The following is a 17661-nucleotide window of genomic DNA, read 5'->3' as shown; positions in this document are numbered from 1 at the left end:
CTTTAGCTATAAAATCAGCAATTCTAGCACTTTTTTTTAACTAGAGAGAAGTTCAATCAATAAATCCTATGATATAGTTATATATTGTATTTAGAATTAATGTTTTATGAAATTAAGTTCCATTCGCATTGTTTTGGTTTCAACCTCCCATCCCGGTAATATAGGCTCAACAGCAAGAGCCATGAAAACTATGGGATTGGGATCTTTGTATTTGGTTAACCCAAAGTCATTTCCTGATCTTAAGGCGAAGGAGATGGCTGCAGGTGCTGATGATATTTTAGAGAGCGCTGTGGTAATGGATTCATTGGATGAAGCATTATCTGGATGTCAGTTAATTTTAGGAACAAGCGCCAGACCAAGAGGACTATCGTTGCCTGGTTTACTTCCAGTTTCCTGTGCTGAATTAATAAATCAACAATCGGATAATACTCAAGTGGCTATTGTATTTGGTAGAGAGCATGCAGGTCTTACTAATGAAGAGTTATTAAAATGTCACTACCATATTAATATCCCAAGCAATCCTGATTATAGTTCTCTGAATTTGGCTCAAGCAGTACAAATTATAGCTTATGAACTGCGTATGAAATTATTATCACCTCATGCTGAAGTAGCACTTCGCCATGAAGAATATGCTACAGCTGATGAAATTGAACTGTTTTATAGACATTTACAGGAAGTTTTCATTGAAATTCAATTTTTAAAGCCCTCTAATCCCAGGCGGTTAATGCAAAGGGTGAGGAGACTATTTAACAGAATTAACCTTGAAAAAATGGAGGTTAGTATTTTAAGAGGGATGCTCAGTCAAGTTCAAAAATCATTAGACTGGGCAAAGAAAAGAAATAGGAGTGATTAAGTTGGCAATAAAACCGATTTATTTTGATTATATGGCTACAACACCAGTAGATCCTCGTGTTATTGAGCAAATGATAAGATATTTAGGTCCTGAAGGTGATTTTGGTAATCCTGCTTCAGTTACGCATGAATATGGTAGAGTTGCCTCCATGGCCGTTGAAAACGCACGCTCCCAAATTGCAGAAACTATCAATGCCTCTCCACAAGAAATAGTATTTACATCAGGTGCCACTGAAGCAGATAATTTGGCAATCTTAGGGTCTGCCAGATTCTATAAAAATAAAGGAATGCATCTGGTTACTATGAGTACAGAGCATAAGGCGGTGCTTGATAGCTTTCATCAATTGGAAAAAGAAGGTTTCCAGGTCACTTATCTCAATCCAGAATCAGATGGTTTACTGGATCTTGAGAAGTTGGAGTCGGTTCTTAGGCCAGATACTATTTTGGTTTCAGTAATGCATGTTAATAATGAAATTGGTGTTATACAAGATATTGCATCAATCGGTGAGTTACTGCGAAATCGTGGGATTATATTTCATGTTGATGCGGCTCAAAGCGCAGGTAAATTACCAATCGATCTAAGCCAGCTTTCAGTAGATTTAATGTCGTTTTCCGCACACAAGAATTATGGACCTAAAGGGATAGGTGCTCTGTATGTTAGACATAAACCAAGAATTCGTTTACAGGCTTTGAGTTATGGTGGAGGTCATGAGGGTGGTTTGCGTTCTGGTACTTTACCCACACATCAAATTGCAGGTATGGGAAAGGCATTCCTTATAGCAGAAACGGAGCGAATCACGGAACAAGAACGTATTTTAAATTTTCGTAAACAGTTATGGGATGGTATTCGGCATTTACCTAATATTAAATTAAATGGGCATGAACGTATGAGGATAGCAGGGAATCTCAATATAAGTTTTATTGGTATAAGCGGGGATTCTCTTTTGTTTGCTTTAAATGAATTGGCGGTATCGACTACCTCAGCATGTTCTTCCGCAAGTATTCAGCCGTCTTATGTATTAAGAGCAATAGGATTAACTGATGAAGAGGCGCAATCCTCTATTCGTTTATCCATTGGTCGTTTTACTTCAGAGGAGCAAATTATAAAAGCCATTGATATAATTTGCAAACAAGTGAGTCGTTTGCATGAATTATCACCACTATGATGTATAATAAAGTTGTACAGGATTGTTTTTTTCATCCTCGGCATGTCGGTGAATTGGATTTAAACAAGCCATTTGTAGTTTGTGTGCAAAGTCAGCCTGTTAATCAGTTGAATGCAATACACTTTTATTTAAAATGCGAAAAAAATAAATTAATATCCAGGGCTTGCTTTAAAACCAATGGTAATCCATATGTCATTGCGGCTCTGGAGTGGCTGTGCCGCCAGATTGAAAACAGGAAGATAGGAGTACTTCCGCCAGTAAGTTATCAGGTATTCCTTAGTGAATTAGAAATACCAAACCATCAGTACCCTATAGCGATCCAGATAGAGGGAATCTATAGGGAGGCACTGACTTTAATGAGTAAGAAATTTGAGGGGTAAATGCTATGAGTGTGGAGATACAACAAGCAAGCAGTATAAATCCAAACATCACTTTCAGCGAATCAGCAATAAAGCATCTGATTTCATATCTTGAGAAAAACCCAGGACATACGGGAGTACGTTTGTCAGTAAAGAAAACAGGATGCTCAGGTTTATCCTATGTAGTTGACTATGTTAAGACTCCAGCAGAAGGGGATATGGTAGCTCCTTTGTCAGAGAGTTATCTGGTATGTGTTGATAAATCAAGCTATCCCTTCCTTAAAAACATGCAAGTTGATTACGTGAAACAAGGATTAAATTATAAATTTATTTTCAATAACCCTAATCAAAAGGGGCAATGTGGTTGTGGAGAGAGCTTTACCGTGGGTTAGAAGAACAACGAAATATTCAGAGCACTCTCAAAAATAATTTTAGCATATGCTGATGTTGAACAAAGCGAAATCCAATTAGATTATTTTCTAATTAAAAATTTCCTTTTCAATATTCAAATCAATTTTTCTTATCCCGTCATTTATAGCTTCTATAATAAGTCGGCATGTTTTTACGTTGTCTTTTTCCCAGTCAGTGAAGGAGGGATTAAATGCAATCTCAAGAATCTGATGGTTGCCATTAATTTTTATAATGACCAATTTCTCTTTGGAAGAACCCTCCACTACCATTTTATCAAGCTCTGCTATCTTTGAGGGAACATCATCCTTAAATTGGTAGATTCCTTTTTTCTGGAATAGCTTAATAGTCTTTGCGCCTAACGTTTTTAGTACCTGTTCGTCGATTACCAGACTTTTATCGTTATTCATTGGGTTCCCCCCCTAAATAAGTAAGAACGATTTGGACGAGGTTGGTTTTCTATGTTTTCCCAAACATTTTAGATTTTACTAGTTTAAATTATAGCACTTTCCTTAGTATTCAATTCAATAGCTGCAAGCGATGAACGCTTGTATGCGATTTATCAATACTAACTATGCTATTGGTTTGAAAAGATGTTCCCCCATAATACCTGGAAGAATTCAAGAGTGGTTCATTACTCGGTTTTTAATTTCTTTAATTACGAACAGTTCACTGTTATTATGGCAGAAATTTGCGCTATCTGTTATTTGGTTGGGTTACATTAAGGAGTTATGATGTGTGGTGTTAATAGGATTTTAGGTTTTTTTAAAACAACTCGCGCTGGCAGTGTAGCAAATTTTGCAAAATCAATTCAAACAAAGCCTCCATTATGGGTGCCTAAAAAGCGATTGTCTTCATTAGACAATTGGCCTGAAACGACTCAATATGAACTTATGTTTGCAAAAAAGAGTGGTTTGCCCATTCCGTATTTCCCAATTAATCATTCAGCAATTGCATTGGCCAATCATGAAGATGGAACTTATGCTATATACGGGAGGCAAAGCCCTTTTAATTTCTCATTGTGGTCTAGAGATGGGATTGGTTTTAATACCAGAAAAGACAATGAATTAAGGTATTTAAATGATAATTTTAGTTTTACTCTTTACCCGACAGGGGTATCTTTTTCAAAGGACGAAATTGATTTTTTCCTTAATGCAGCCGATGTAAAAATTAATCAAGCTCAGGCATGTAACATGATAAATTCTAATTGTTACTCTTACTCCACGACAGCAATGTCCTATGCGTTGCAATGTCTACTTTTACGACCAAACTTCGATTATTATGCTGCTCACCAAATCATACAAGTTATGAATGAGCATCCATTGAGAGATTACTGCTCTTTTGGGGTACTCAATAATCAAGTTGTTGTTGATAGTCTGCTCTCTGCATTTAATGCTACCAAGAAGCTTATTTGCTCTTTGGATTCACATTCGGACGATGCAAAAAAATTACTAATTGATACAGAAAAATTGATTGATAGGGTTAATTCCGAGTCCCAAAAATACAGGATTTGTTCCCTGATATCGAACTCATGTTAATTTATTTTCCAGTATTGGTAACCTGTCAAGCACTTGTTTGAGGTATTTATATTTGATTATTGAAATTTCTTTTTCAATAATTAAGTCTACTTTATACATCCCGTCGTTGATTGCTTCACTAATAAGTTGACTTATTTGGGTTTGGTCACCCACCCAATCATTCAATGGGTGATGAACTATAAGATCCAGAAGTTGATGATTGCCATTTATTGTGACAGTAACCAACTCGTCACTTGATGAACCCTCCATAACCATTTTTTCAAGTTCTGATAATTTTGATAGAATTTCATTTTCCAGTTGTGCCCCTTTGGCTTCAATTAACTTTAAAGCGGATGGCCCTAAATCGGATAAGGAGTTCTCATCAATCAATGTGCTCTTATTAATATTCATAAAGATTTTTTCCTTATAAAATTAAAGTACTGGGGGCTCGATATTATCTTTGTATTCTTTCTCCTCTTTAGTAGGAGTTACTACTCTGTGTTCCACTAGCAAGGGGTGAATATCATACATAATGGAAGATCTGATTAGGAGATTGTTTGAAACACCTCGTGCTAAATTATCAGTGGTCGCTCCCTTGAGCACATGAGTTACTTTGGCGATATCAGATGATTTTATTTCTTCTGGAACATCAGGTCTTGCATTAATTGTTGTAATTAACTGACCTAAAGCATAGACTGATGCGGTATAGCAATTAGATGAGTAAAGATCGCAATGTTGGGCTTTGCATACTTTTTCCTCAGTTGTTTTTAAAATGCTTTTTATTTCGGCGCCACTAACTATAACTCTATCAGGATTAGGTACTTCTCCTGCAGGAATTCCTCTTAATGCGATTGATGAATGAAAAAATGGGGATTTTTCGTAAATATCCGCAAATCCACGTTTGCGGGCAAAGTGTACTTCAAACAATGCGCTATCATTTAATTCATCGATTGTACTACTTAACATTGCTTCTGGAGGAACTATGAAAGAGGGAGATTGATCATCACTGGTTATAAGATCGATTTCAAAATCAGAACCTTGAAATAATTTGTAATGTTTTTCATTATCCATTACGGTTCCCAATGGTTTTAATACTAAAGAACTGTCTTCAATTTTTCTGTGCTCCTCATGTTTCGGAGTTTTTCTTTCGTCACGTACGTATTGAGGGCTCTGTCTCCCAAATATGTACCATTCTTTATTTGTTGCAAACATAACTCCTCTTTGAGGGGGAGTCCAGTCGGCTTCACTCCGCAAAGTGGCTTGTAATGATCTGTAATCACTGACTTGCTGTCCCAAATAGAAACTGGCTGCTCCTCCAATACCTGTAGCAAGTGTCCCGAATAGTTTTCTATACATATTAGTTCACCATCGTTTTTATCAAATCAGAGTTATTTTTAATTATTAGTATAGTTATATGTACTAATAGTTCAAATATTGATCATTGATGTAAGTGGCCTTATATCAAATTATTAAAGGCATAAAACTCTGGTGCATTGTGCCTGGCACTAAACGGACCATGAATGAGTAGATTAAAAAATAACCAGATCATCTTTTGTAATTACTTATTACCTGCTAAAATGTACATAATTAAATCTTCTGTCGATTTATAATGGAAAGGATAATTTATGGGTAAGGGCCTATCTACTTTTTTTAAATTAGCCACTTCTGCTGTATCAAGACAGATCGTTAGAAATAAATCCCACTGTCTTCACACTAGGTTGCCTATTACTGTTAAAAAGGACAAATTATCATCAATAGAAACCTGGCCTTCAAAAAATCAATATGAACTGATGTTTGCAACAAAAAGCGGTTTACCTATTCCACACTTTCCAATTACGCATTCAGCTATAGCGTTAGCAAATTCACAGAATGGAACTTATGCTGTTTATGGACGACAAAGTCCCTTGGATTTTACAATGTGGCTTAAGAAAGGGATTTTGATAAATACTAGAAAGGATAATGAATTACCTTATTTAAATGATAATTATGAATTTACTCTTTATCCAACAGGAGTCAGTTTTCGAAAAAGTGAGATAGATTATTTTTTGAATGCGGCAGATAAGGCTATTAATCAACTACAATCTTGTAATATGGTCAAGTCTAATTGTTATTCCTATTCCGTTACCGCAATGACTTTTGCACTGCATTGCTTGATTGAACGCCCCACTTTTGATTATGCAAAAGTACGGCAAATAATATCTGTTATGAAGGAGCATCCTCTAAACGATCATAGCTCTTTTGGGGTATTTAATAATTCGACTGTAGTCGATCTTCTTCTCTCTGTACTTTATTCCATCAAAAATAAAGTGAACGCTTTGAGTGATGTTTCTGACGATGCATCGGAATTGCTTCATGAAACATCAAAATTGATTGAAACAATTGAGATTGAAACAGGGAAATCCAGATTAGAAACATTATTATCCAACTTTATATCCCCTAAATGAAAATTATTAGTTATTCATAAGATCCATCCTTTCTTTAAGTGGTTAACATTTTTTATTGTAAAAGTAAATTTTTAGAAAAAAGAAAAGCAATTATTTTTACAAACCTAACTAAAATGATACAATAAAGTCTTAATAATTCCTTAATAAATGAATATCATTAAAACAATGTTTACACTCTTTGAGATATTTGATATTATATCGGTCATGGTGTTAAAGCCAAATTGATGTGCTGGACATGATTTATGTTCATAAAATTTGTATTTAGGAGATGAAAATGAATGCAGTTATGCAACAAGTGATGCAAGGTAATGATGCCCTGTCACACCAGGTAATTAGTGCGGTGAAAGGTTATTTAACCAATGTTGGTAGTAAAGATGCCAATTTAAACTTATATCAATTAATTGTTGAAGAAGTCGAAGCGCCTTTATTCCGTACTGTTATGGAATTAACTCGTTATAATCAATCAAAAGCTGCTCGAGTTCTTGGTGTAAGCCGTGGTACTTTGCGTACTAAATTGAAGCGTTACTTTGATGATGAATTTATTGGTACTCGTGATTTTTAATCAGTTATATAATTTGCTAAATTCAGGTCGTCTTTTAGTATTCCAATAGAAATTCATCATAATTATGGCCTTTGCCTGGGCACTCTGCTAATATTGAATTCAGAGTCGGTCAGGCAATCGCTCTTTGCTGAAAAGCAAAGGGAGGAAAGTCCGGGCTCCATAGGGCAGAGTGCCAGGTAACGCCTGGGAGGTGTGAACCTACGGATAGTGCCACAGAAAATATACCGCCCGCTTTTCCATTTTGAAAAAGCGGGTAAGGGTGAAATGGTGCGGTAAGAGCGCACCGCGCGATTGGTAACAATCGTGGCAGGGAAAACCCCACCCGGAGCAAGACCAAATAGGAATCCATTTGACTGCAAAGTCATAACGTATGGCCCGTACGGGATTCGGGTAGGTCGCTTGAGGCATGCGGTGACGTATGTCCCAGATGAATGATTGCCCACGACAGAACCCGGCTTATCGACCGACTCTTTTTTAATTAAAACTACGTTTGTTGTTTAGTTGATTGACAAACAAATCCGCAGTTGTAAAAATCAATCATATTTAACACAAAATTTTGCCTGGGTTTCAATTTAATCTAAACTTGATCATTTCTTTTATAACATTAATTGGGTTTGATGTTTAATGGTTTTTTTCCATACCAAAGATCTATCAGCGTACCTGTGTTAAGCTTTTCGTAATTCGGTTTCTGATCCTGGGTATTAAAAACCAGATCGACAAAGCCCTTAAGTATGCTCTCGTCTAATAATTTATCACTACGTAAAACTTTTGCAACTTGTTCCGTTGAAATTTTTTGAGTTTCTTGATCATCCAATTTTTCAGATTGAATTTCTTCAGTGTTTTCTTTATCTAAAGATTCCGTTAAAAATTCTTCTGAATCTTCGCTATCTAATTTTTTGGATAAAAGTACTTCTGTTTCACTATAAAGTGAGCCTGGCAATTGTTTTAGTGACTTAGAGCAATTTTGCATTCGAGTTAGTAAATTATTAAATAACTTGTCTATTTTAATTCTGTTAATATCTTTTGTTTCTTTTATACATATCTTGCATATTTCATGCATTGGCATATTAATGGAATACACCTGTAAAATATTTTTTATTGATTCCAAATCATTTTTAAGATTTTCCATTTTTCTTAGCAAAATATTATCTGAATTATAAAAGAAACCCGGTGCTTTCTTTAGTGTTTCGCAATCTTCATCAACCTTTTGAATGGCTTCATCTATTTCATAAATAAATGATTGACATACATAATTTTGCATCATCGTGTAAACTTTTTCCGGGTTTTTATCCAGATTTTTATCAAGCCAACTTACCATTTGTTGCTCAGGTACATTAAAAACGCTTGAAGGCATTTCTTTAGCTAATTGAGTTAAACTAAACATCATTGAGGATGGGCCTGAGATACGAATGGTTGATTCTTTTCTTGAATCATCCATTCCAGGAGAAGTGAGAAGAGAGTTGCGGTGAGCGGCTAATTTCTCTGGATCGTTATACAGCTCCCAATATTGTTTAATGATATTGTCTAAATATCTGGAAATTGTTCCACCACCTATAATGCTAGCTATTGCATCATTATTAAAGGCGTTACCTATGGAATGATATAAAAAGTCTAATTCCTGCTCATTGAGTTCTTCAAGGGCCTCATCAATAGGTTTATCACCAGGAAAAACGTCTTTAGCATCAAAATAAAATCCACCATAAAGAAATAATATAGCTACTCGTAAGATATCAGAAGCAGCAGCATAATTTTTATTATCACCAGTTACTTCATCATTATAGAAATTAAAAAGTGTTGATTCTTTTAGGAGTTGGAACACTTCCTCATTATGCAGGATATTTTTACATTTCCTTACTGATTTACTTCGATATTCTTCAGGAGAAATATCAACTATTGTAATATTATTTTTTTTGGCCCATTTATCAATCTTTTTTACTTGCTTGCTTATTTCTTTTTCTTTTTGTTCATCATCGGGAAATTGATATAAAGAAGAATCGATCCATATCCTCACATCATAGTTTGGATTATTTTTCTTCCAATTTTCAGCATTTTCAAGTAATTCCTCATCTGGGACAGAACCGAGCCAAACTAAATTAATAATTTTCGGGATATCATTAATATCGGGCATACAAATTATCCATTAATTGTTCGTTATGAATAAATTATATCACAACATTTTCTTTTATTGAGTCTTATGAATTGAAACAGGCCTTCTTTCTAATTAACGTCAGTTCGATATAAGCAAAACCCAAGGTTTTGCTTATATCGAACTGGATATTTTGAATGGATCCCGTACAAAAAGCTTCGCTTTTTTACGGGATAACGTTCGTTTAGCGACATAAAAGTCATAAATGCCTTTTATGTCGAACTCACGTTAATTAAGTCAGTGAATTGAGGAAGGAAGGTAACAGATATACTCAAAAACAAACTATCGATCTTAAAAAAATCGATAGTATGGTTGTGGAAAAGAGGACTGGCAAATTTCATTGAAAGTAAATCATATAACACTTATACAGCCTAAAGAAATGTCGGCTAATTCAATTTCAGCAACAACAGCGACATCAGCTGCTGCCGCTGCTGTTGCTGCTTCTACTGATGCTTCGCTAGATACCTGATCTGTTACTTGGGTTGTTTGAACAAATCCAACCGTATCAGCAGTCTCTTGTGTAGTATCAGTGGCATTATTGGATTCTGAAGTGATATTCTCGGTCGTTTCATTATCTGAGATGCTGCCATCAGATCCGGCTGGGGTAGATACATGACCTTCTGTTGGAAAAGGAGCCACCTCGACGCCTTGTGGCGTTGCTTTATAACTGCCTGGAGTATAATTATTGATATTTCCTTCTACTAAATTAAAATAGGTTAGTTTCGTTGATTTAACGAACACTTCTGCAGTTGTTCCCGTAATTGCCATTGCTATTACGGGTGTTTTTAGAATTTCATTTGATTTACCGGTTGTTTTAAATTTTATTTTGCCTTCGGTTAATTCAGCTTTAATTTGAACATCTGATGGTTTGGGAGAAAAGGCCAAGATTTTATATCTGGAATTATTGCCAATATTCACTAAGGTTCCGTTTTTATATTTGATGTTGATTAAAGCGCCTGGTCCAGTAACAATGCTATCCCCTACCTCCAGGGAGGAACCTCGAGAGAGAGGATATTCTGTATTATTTCTAACAGCTACTACTTTTGGAGTAGCAAATAATACTGTTGCGATTGGTTGAGCAAAAACAGTATTTATTCCAAAAATTAAACCAATTAAAATTAATTTTCTCATGTTTCATCCTAACGAAAGCATTCGGTAAATACCACTTATGATGGTTAATATTAAGGCACTATACCAAGATTAAAAGTAGCAGGTCTTATTTTGTTTCCAGTAATAGGAACAGGCTGAGGAGCAACGGGGCCACTAATAGGCAAGAAAGAGATAGTACATGTGCTGCCTGGCGGAACTATATTACAACCAGCCCGGGATTTTTGTACAAAAGTCCCTTCCTCTAATGCACTGGGAAGTACGACATCAATATTAGTTGCTGTAATAGTAGAAGAGTTATTAGTAATATTAAGTATTCCTGGCGTCATAGGATCCATAAGCCATAGAAGAATTGTGCAGACCATCATTGATTTGAATGAACAAGCCTGAACAGGAAAGGTTCTGTTGGGCGAAATTAATGTGATGGAGATATCTGCGAATTCATCAGAGTTTTTTTGTTTGTTAGCCCAGGATATTTGTATTGTTGAAGAAAGTAGTAAAAATAGGATAATTATTAATATCCGATGAAGTTCAATTTTTTTCATAATCCATCCTTTTATTTTATTAAGATCTAACGTTATTCTTTTGCTGTCGTTGAAATTTCCTTTATAGACTTATTTGCTTGTATGAACATAAACTCCATCCCAATCAGGCAGAAGAGGTGTTGTTTTAAATGAAAATATTCGTTCAATATACATTTGATACAAATAGATTTCAGGGTTTTCATTCTTTAATTTATTAAAGAGTTTTTCTGCTTTAAGCCAATCTTGTTTGTAATAGTGGGCTAAAGCAGTTTCATATGTTTTTAGCTCCCGGAGAAGTTTTTCAGACGCTTCAGTAACATTACCCAGAGGCTGATAAATAGTCAATGGCCTTTTACGTCCTTTGACAGCTACCTTATCTACTGGACGCCATAATATGTTATTCGAGCCGGAACGAGTCTTGTCGCTTGCCAGGATATTCACCTGATAAAATTTGGTAAGACTCTCTAATCTGGATGCAAGATTAACAGTATCTCCAAGAACAGTATAGGCTCGACGAAATTCAGAACCCATATCACCAACATTCATAGGACCAGTTGCTATGCCCACTCCAATATTAACTGCTGGTAAACCTTGTTCCAATAAGCTGGCATTAATTTTAGGTAAATGTTCAAAAAAGGCAAGAGAGCATAAAATAGCGTGACTGGCATGTTTTTTATCTTCAATTGGTGCTCCCCAGAATGCTATGATCATGTCACCTACGTATTTATCTATGGTTCCCCGATGATCAAAAATGATTTTGGTCATTGGTGTGAAAAAAGAATTTAACAAAAGTTTTACCCCTGCCGCATCGAGCGTTTCGCTTACTGTAGTGAAGCTACGTATGTCGGTGAACAGAACTGTCATTTCACGGTTCAGTCCTTCCATACTGTAGTGTCCTGGATGTTCTATTAGTTCTTCGACATACTCTTTGGGTACATACTGTCCGAATAATTTTCTTATTGTTCTTTTTTGTTTATTTTCAGTAATGTAAGAATAGGAAAAACTGATTAAAGTTTGCAGAGTAATAATGGTTAGCAAAAATGCTGGGGGAATGTAAATATTATTAAATATAAAAAGGGCAACAGTACCGGTCAGTATTGCTATAATAGTTGTCAGTGAGATTATTAATTTCCCAATTATACCAAAAAGAGGAAATAAAATGGCGAAAATCAAACCAAAAAGTATTAAATAGAGCTTCCCTTGAAATGATCGCCAATCAAATTCCCAGGTAATTTTTTGCCCTATCAAGCCTTTCACTATATTACCAACCATTTCAACACCAGGAAATAATTGGGCGACAGGTGTGTGGTGTAAATCGGACAAGAGCGTTATGGATGAACCAATTACAGCAATAGCTCCTGCTAATTCTTCAGGTTTGAATTGGTTATTCAAAACATCAGTTGCTGAATAATAATTCAGTGTTCCTGGTTTACCCCAAAATGGGATAAGAATTTGGCCGTTACTGTTTGTTGGGATTCGGGTTCCATCTAGTTCTATACCAATCAATTGTTTATTGTGTTTTATTAGAGAAATATTATTAGTCAAGAGGTAATTCATTGCTATTGCTAGAGATAAACTAGGATAGAGTTTATTGTTATAATTGGCTAATAGAAGAGCATGTCTAATAATCCCGTCTTTATCTGGTAAATTGGTAACAAATCCACCATTGGGTGCAGCCATAACGAAGGCTGTCAAATTGCCATTAAAACTCATAAATTGATATACAGATAGACCATTTGCAGTAAGGGGCTTGTTTTCAGAATCTCTTAATGGTGTTGGTAAAGTCCCTTTTTTAATATCTTCACTGTTATGAAAAAAAAAACCTAATACAACAGTTTGGTCGCGTAGGACGTTGACAAGACTCTGATCATTATCTACTTGAGTTGCAATGCTATTTAATGTGGTGAGTAACTGTTTTTGATTTTTTGTAATTTTATTAGAAAATGGGCGTAGTTTTTCTATTAGGGCTAAAGCATAATTTGTTTCTGCTTCTGACATCACTATATCGAGCCCAATAGTAACTACTCCATTTTCTTTTAATTTATTCAATAACCTGGCCATTTTATCTCTGGGCCATGGCCATCGCCCTTCTTTTTCTATTGATTTATCATCAATATCTATGATAACAACGTTAGGGTTTTCAGGTTTTGAATGCCAATTGAGACTGATAATTTGATCATAAATTTTTCCTTCTAATTGGAGGATTAATGAGCTGAACACAGGAATATTAAAAAGTAGGGCCAATAATACCAAGAGGGCACAAATAAGCCCTAAAATAAACTCTATCCATTTCGTATGATTTAATAGTTGAGAGCAATAAAGAGAAAATTTATTCACAACCCCCATCCTTTTTGCTTACTTTCACTAAAGTATGAAAGAACATTCCTTTAATCCATGTTATTAACCACAATAATTTTATGCCTGTCTCAGGTAGGCCAGGCTAACACATAACTTCTTTGAAAATGTCTAACTAAATCGATACTCTAATCCCGCTATAGTTTGATAACTTGTAAAGAGGCTGCCTGCACTGTAATACTTTTCTTCGAGTCTTAAAGTCACTTGCTTATAATGAAACGTAACACCACCGCCAAGTTTATATCCATTTTTAGTCATGTTAAGTTGAGGTAGAGAACCATTTATTTGTTGTGCAAAAATTGGGCGGCTATTACTGTAATCCGCTACTTGAATCAAACCACCATTAATAAAAGGGAGTAGTGTTGGCTTGAGTCTGTAACTGATTTCTGCGCCCTCCATAATATAAGTTGCTTTTGTAGTTAAAGGACTTACGATTTGTCCAGGTTGCATAGACTGAAATGCCAGTACATAGCTTCCCGAATTGATTTGACTATATAATATACCTGCATAGGCTTTTAGAAATACCATTTTCCATTGTTTTCTATAAAGGGCGTTAAGGCTGGCAAGCCAGTTGTCGGAATTATGTTTTGAGAAAATCACGTCTGGGGTGAGTGTATTTAATAGGGTTTGGGTGCTTATTCTGTTTTGACCATACCCTCCAGCAATATCAATATCGAATTGAGAGGTGAACACCTTCCGGACATGCCCGAACAATGTGTTGTTGTGAATTGTTTGATTAGAAGGAATTAGAACGGTTGGTAGTACTTGAAACTGAGAGCTCACATCCGTGTTTATGTCTAAAACATAAAGACCTGCAGTCAAATTAGATATAGGAGTTATATGGTCAGCACCTATTGAATAGAGATTTGAATGCCCATGATATCGATTAAAATTAAGGCCAACAGTGGAATCAAAATCAAAATCTATGTAGCTGTAAAGAAATTCAGGTGTGATTTTTTTCAAAATATCATTAGAGACTTTAGTGTCTTTGTTGTTATTTGTATTTTGCGGGGTCGTCGGTTGATTGTCAGACGTTTTCGCTTGTACCATTGTCACATTCAGTATCATTCCTATGATTAACAAGAAAAAATTTATTTTCATTAACTCTAACATCCTTAGTGAAATTACGAATTAGTTAGTATGAAATAATAACGAGAAAAAGGCTATGGATTCAATTCATTATTAAATGGAAAGTGATTTTTGTCTTTGCGATGGTTGAAAAATTATCTCTTTTAAGTGCATTATAGTTTACCCTCAATGAAAATTGAGAGTTGACTGTCTAGTAGCTATACAGTGTCAATAAGGATTATGATTGTGTTATAAATATTGTTCATCCAAGATGCTTTTTTAATAATAAATTGATCTGCTCTGGATTGGCTTTTCCTTTTGTTTGTTTCATCACTTGCCCTATAAAAAAAGCTAATAATTTGTCTTTACCCGATTTGTACTCGGCAACTTGCTGAGGGTGTTGTTTGATTACCTGGAGAATGATTTCTTCCAGTGCAGAACTATCATCTATCTGTTGGTAACCTTCACGTTCAATAATGGCATCGACATCTTCTTCGCCCCCACAAAGCTTGCTGAAAATGTTTTTTGCAATACTTGAAGAAATCTGATTGTCATGGATCTTATTCAATAGATTAGCCATGGTTTTAGCTGAAATAGGTGGCGATCCAAATGTTAGGTTATTTTCATTGAGAAAGGCTGCATATTGACCTTTTAACCAGTTAATAATTGTCTTGTCAGAAGCACGACTAAGCGATTTAATTCTTTGGTAATATTGATAAGCATCAGGTGATGATAATACGAAGTTAATGTCTTCCTCATTTAACGAAGATATGTCTTTTAATTTCTTGTAAATGAATTCAGGTAAATCAGGTAAGTTGTTTTTTATTTCCTCTATTTGTTCATTCGTTATGTGGATGGGCAATAAATCCGGATCAGGGAAATAGCGATAATCGTTCTCATTTTCCTTGCTTCTCATTGCTTGGGTTGAGTTGCTGTCAGGATCATAAAGACGTGTTTCCTGAATAATAGCTAATCCTCTTTCGAGTATATCCTGATGTCTTGCTTGCTCATAAGCGATGGCTTTTTCGATAAACCGAAATGAATTCAGATTCTTAAGTTCTGTTCGTGTTCCTAAAACAGAAGTACCTTTTGGTTTTATAGACAGGTTAACGTCACAACGGAACGAGCCTTCTTGCATATTTCCATCACATATTCCGAGGAATCGTACTAATTGATGCAATGATTTTAGGTAAGTAATGGCTTCGTCAGCAGAATACAAACAAGGGGATGTTACGATTTCAAGTAATGGGGTGCCAGCTCTGTTGAGATCGATACCTGAAAAATCATAATGTGTTTCATGTATGGATTTACCGGCATCTTCTTCTAAATGAGCACGTACAATATCGACGGTTTTTTCCGGGTTATGGGGTAAATGGATGGTGAGAGATCCATTCGTGATAATAGGTTTTTGAAATTGACTGATCTGGTAGCCTTTTGGTAAATCGGGATAAAAATAATTTTTTCGTTCAAAGATGGACAAGTCATTAATAGTGCCATGAATTGCTAAACCAAATTGAATGGCCATTGCAATGGCTTGTTGATTTAATACAGGAAGAACACCAGGTAAACCCGCATCAATAAAACTAGTTTGCGAATTGGGTTTGGCTCCGAAAGCAGTAGGTGCTCCAGAAAACAATTTTGATTTTGTTTTTAATTGTGCATGCACTTCAAGACCGATAACGGTATCCCACTCCATATATCACCTTTGCTCGTTAGGATTAGCCAAATGCCAGTTAGTGTGTTGCTGATAATTATGTGCCAGAGACAGCAAGTGATTTTCACTAAAGTGCTTACCCATTAGTTGCAAGCCAATTGGTAATTTATTATCAAAACCAGCTGGTATGGATAGGGCTGGCAGACCAGCAAGATTAGAGGCAACAGTAAAGACATCTGCTAAATAATTTTGTATTGGATCATCAATTTTTTCGCCAAGCTTGAATGCTGTGGTGGGTGTGGTTGGGCCAAGAATAACATCCACAGAGTTTAGTGTTGTAATTAATTCATCCTGAATCAGGCGCCTGATTTTTTGTGCTTGTAGATAATACGCATCAAAAAAACCGGATGATAGAACATGAGTACCTGTTAAAATTCGCCGTTTTACTTCAGCACCAAACCCTTCACTCCGGGAGTTTGTAATTAATTCAATTAAGCTGGATGCGGCCATACTTCTGTGGCCAAATCGAATGCCATCATAGCGAGATAGGTTTGATGAGGCTTCGGCGCAAGCGATGACATAATAGCATGGCACCCACAATGGCTGCAGTTTTAAATCCACCTCGATTACTCGGGCACCGAGATTTTCGAATAATTTAACTGCCTCATGAATAGCATTTTGAATTCCTTTATCAACCTGAGGTTGAAAAAAGCAGGAAGGAAGTCCTATGCGCATTTTGTGTATAGGTTTTTTAATTTCAGCAAAATAGTCTGGGATGGGCGCATTGACCGATGTAGAGTCTTTCTCATCAAATCCAGACATGCAGCCAAGTACTATTGCTAGATCTTCAGACGATCTGGCAAATGGACCTGCTTGATCAAGACTTGAAGCAAAGGCAACCATCCCATATCGAGAGACTGATCCATAGGTGGGTTTTATACCACTGATCCCACAAAAAGCTGCCGGCTGACGAATAGAACCACCCGTATCAGATCCAATCGCAAAAGGAACCAGGCCTGCTGCTACGGCAACAGCAGAGCCGCCAGAGGAGCCTCCAGGTACCCTTTCTCGATCCCATGGGTTCTTAACTGAACCAAAATAACTGTTTTCATTGGAAGAGCCCATGGCAAATTCGTCCATATTGGTTTTTCCAAGGATAATTGCACCTTTTTCTCTAAGTTTCGTTACGATAGTAGCCTCATAGGGCGCTTGGAAATTGGCTAACATCTTTGATGCACAGGTGGTTTTTAGGCGCTTGGTGCAAAATAGATCCTTAAGAGCCATTGGAATTCCAGTTAATACTTTCCCATGCCCATTCATTAGCACTGAATCAGCTGATTGAGCTTCCTTAAGAGCATTCTCTTCATCCAAACTAATAAAGGCATTCAAGTCCTTATTACTTTGAATTTTGTTAATATAGTGTTGTGTTAACTCAACACTGGATAATTCGCGATTATGCAAAGCTTTTGATAATTGGGCAAGTGAGTAATGTTCCATTT

17 protein-coding genes and 1 other RNA gene are annotated in these 17661 nt (G+C 36.0%); 8 read left to right on the top strand and 10 right to left on the bottom strand.

Annotated elements, in window-relative coordinates; genetic code table 11:
* Positions 1-106 precede the first annotated feature (106 nt).
* The 4 genes from trmJ to ACZ5EK_RS09125 are packed head-to-tail and all read left to right on the top strand — an operon-like array spanning position 107 to position 2769.
* Entirely contained in the window at positions 107-853 is a 747-nt protein-coding gene (trmJ, locus tag ACZ5EK_RS09140) for a tRNA (cytosine(32)/uridine(32)-2'-O)-methyltransferase TrmJ (RefSeq protein ID WP_464429210.1), read from the top strand.
* A gap of 1 nt (position 854) precedes the next feature.
* A complete protein-coding gene (locus tag ACZ5EK_RS09135) occupies positions 855-2018 on the top strand; it encodes an IscS subfamily cysteine desulfurase (RefSeq protein WP_464429209.1) in 1164 nt (387 codons plus the stop codon).
* Entirely contained in the window at positions 2015-2398 is a 384-nt protein-coding gene (locus ACZ5EK_RS09130) for an iron-sulfur cluster assembly scaffold protein (protein WP_464429208.1), read from the top strand. Before ACZ5EK_RS09135 ends, ACZ5EK_RS09130 begins: the two co-directional genes overlap by 4 nt.
* A gap of 5 nt (positions 2399-2403) precedes the next feature.
* Positions 2404-2769 (top strand): HesB/IscA family protein, encoded by a 366-nt coding sequence (locus ACZ5EK_RS09125; RefSeq protein ID WP_464429207.1) that lies wholly within the window; start codon positions 2404-2406, stop codon positions 2767-2769.
* 87 nt (positions 2770-2856) lie between these two features.
* Here the strand turns inward: ACZ5EK_RS09125 and ACZ5EK_RS09120 are convergent, their stop codons facing one another.
* Complete coding sequence (locus ACZ5EK_RS09120; protein ID WP_464429206.1) at positions 2857-3195, bottom strand: YbaB/EbfC family nucleoid-associated protein; 339 nt, start codon at positions 3193-3195, stop codon at positions 2857-2859.
* A gap of 321 nt (positions 3196-3516) precedes the next feature.
* Between ACZ5EK_RS09120 and ACZ5EK_RS09115 the strand changes: the two genes are divergently transcribed.
* On the top strand, positions 3517-4323 hold the full coding sequence (locus ACZ5EK_RS09115; protein ID WP_464429205.1) for a hypothetical protein: 807 nt from the start codon (positions 3517-3519) through the stop codon (positions 4321-4323).
* On the opposite strand, the gene ACZ5EK_RS09110 is transcribed toward ACZ5EK_RS09115, so the two are convergent.
* Together ACZ5EK_RS09110 and ACZ5EK_RS09105 are read right to left on the bottom strand one after the other, a co-directional pair.
* On the bottom strand, positions 4315-4713 hold the full coding sequence (locus ACZ5EK_RS09110; protein ID WP_464429204.1) for a YbaB/EbfC family nucleoid-associated protein: 399 nt from the start codon (positions 4711-4713) through the stop codon (positions 4315-4317). The genes ACZ5EK_RS09115 and ACZ5EK_RS09110 overlap by 9 nt on opposite strands.
* 21 nt (positions 4714-4734) lie before the next feature.
* A complete protein-coding gene (locus tag ACZ5EK_RS09105; protein WP_464429203.1) occupies positions 4735-5658 on the bottom strand; it encodes a hypothetical protein in 924 nt (307 codons plus the stop codon).
* A gap of 269 nt (positions 5659-5927) precedes the next feature.
* Between ACZ5EK_RS09105 and ACZ5EK_RS09100 the strand changes: the two genes are divergently transcribed.
* The 3 genes from ACZ5EK_RS09100 (at position 5928) to rnpB (ending at position 7783) form a co-directional block, all read left to right on the top strand.
* Positions 5928-6746, top strand: a complete 819-nt coding sequence (locus ACZ5EK_RS09100) for a hypothetical protein (RefSeq protein WP_464429202.1) — start codon at positions 5928-5930, stop codon at positions 6744-6746.
* Between the two features lie 274 nt (positions 6747-7020).
* Positions 7021-7308, top strand: coding sequence for a helix-turn-helix domain-containing protein (locus ACZ5EK_RS09095; protein WP_464424029.1), 288 nt, complete (start codon positions 7021-7023; stop codon positions 7306-7308).
* A 101-nt stretch (positions 7309-7409) separates the two neighbouring features.
* An RNA gene (gene rnpB, locus ACZ5EK_RS09090) (RNase P RNA component class A) lies at positions 7410-7783 on the top strand.
* Positions 7784-7912: 129 nt separating this feature from the next.
* Here rnpB and ACZ5EK_RS09085 read toward each other — a convergent pair.
* From ACZ5EK_RS09085 to gatA, 7 genes are all read right to left on the bottom strand, one after another.
* Positions 7913-9436, bottom strand: a complete 1524-nt coding sequence (locus tag ACZ5EK_RS09085) for a TcdA/TcdB catalytic glycosyltransferase domain-containing protein (RefSeq protein WP_464429201.1) — start codon at positions 9434-9436, stop codon at positions 7913-7915.
* A 369-nt stretch (positions 9437-9805) separates the two neighbouring features.
* On the bottom strand, positions 9806-10585 hold the full coding sequence (locus ACZ5EK_RS09080) for a FecR family protein (protein WP_464429200.1): 780 nt from the start codon (positions 10583-10585) through the stop codon (positions 9806-9808).
* A 50-nt stretch (positions 10586-10635) separates the two neighbouring features.
* Positions 10636-11106, bottom strand: a complete 471-nt coding sequence (locus tag ACZ5EK_RS09075) for a hypothetical protein (RefSeq protein WP_464429199.1) — start codon at positions 11104-11106, stop codon at positions 10636-10638.
* A gap of 69 nt (positions 11107-11175) precedes the next feature.
* A complete protein-coding gene (locus tag ACZ5EK_RS09070) occupies positions 11176-13422 on the bottom strand; it encodes a CHASE2 domain-containing protein (RefSeq protein ID WP_464429198.1) in 2247 nt (748 codons plus the stop codon).
* A gap of 129 nt (positions 13423-13551) precedes the next feature.
* Complete coding sequence (locus tag ACZ5EK_RS09065; protein WP_464429197.1) at positions 13552-14541, bottom strand: autotransporter outer membrane beta-barrel domain-containing protein; 990 nt, start codon at positions 14539-14541, stop codon at positions 13552-13554.
* Between the two features lie 229 nt (positions 14542-14770).
* Complete coding sequence (gatB, locus tag ACZ5EK_RS09060; protein WP_464429196.1) at positions 14771-16204, bottom strand: Asp-tRNA(Asn)/Glu-tRNA(Gln) amidotransferase subunit GatB; 1434 nt, start codon at positions 16202-16204, stop codon at positions 14771-14773.
* Between the two features lie 3 nt (positions 16205-16207).
* Positions 16208-17659 carry an Asp-tRNA(Asn)/Glu-tRNA(Gln) amidotransferase subunit GatA gene (gene gatA, locus ACZ5EK_RS09055; RefSeq protein WP_464429195.1) on the bottom strand — a complete coding sequence of 484 codons (1452 nt, stop codon included), beginning with the start codon at positions 17657-17659 and terminating at the stop codon, positions 16208-16210.
* Positions 17660-17661 lie beyond the last annotated feature (2 nt).

The sequence above is a fragment of the Legionella sp. JM-2024 genome, assembly GCF_055389095.1.
Note: the sequence above shows the minus strand (reverse complement) of the source record. Positions and strands in the feature narration are given on the sequence as shown.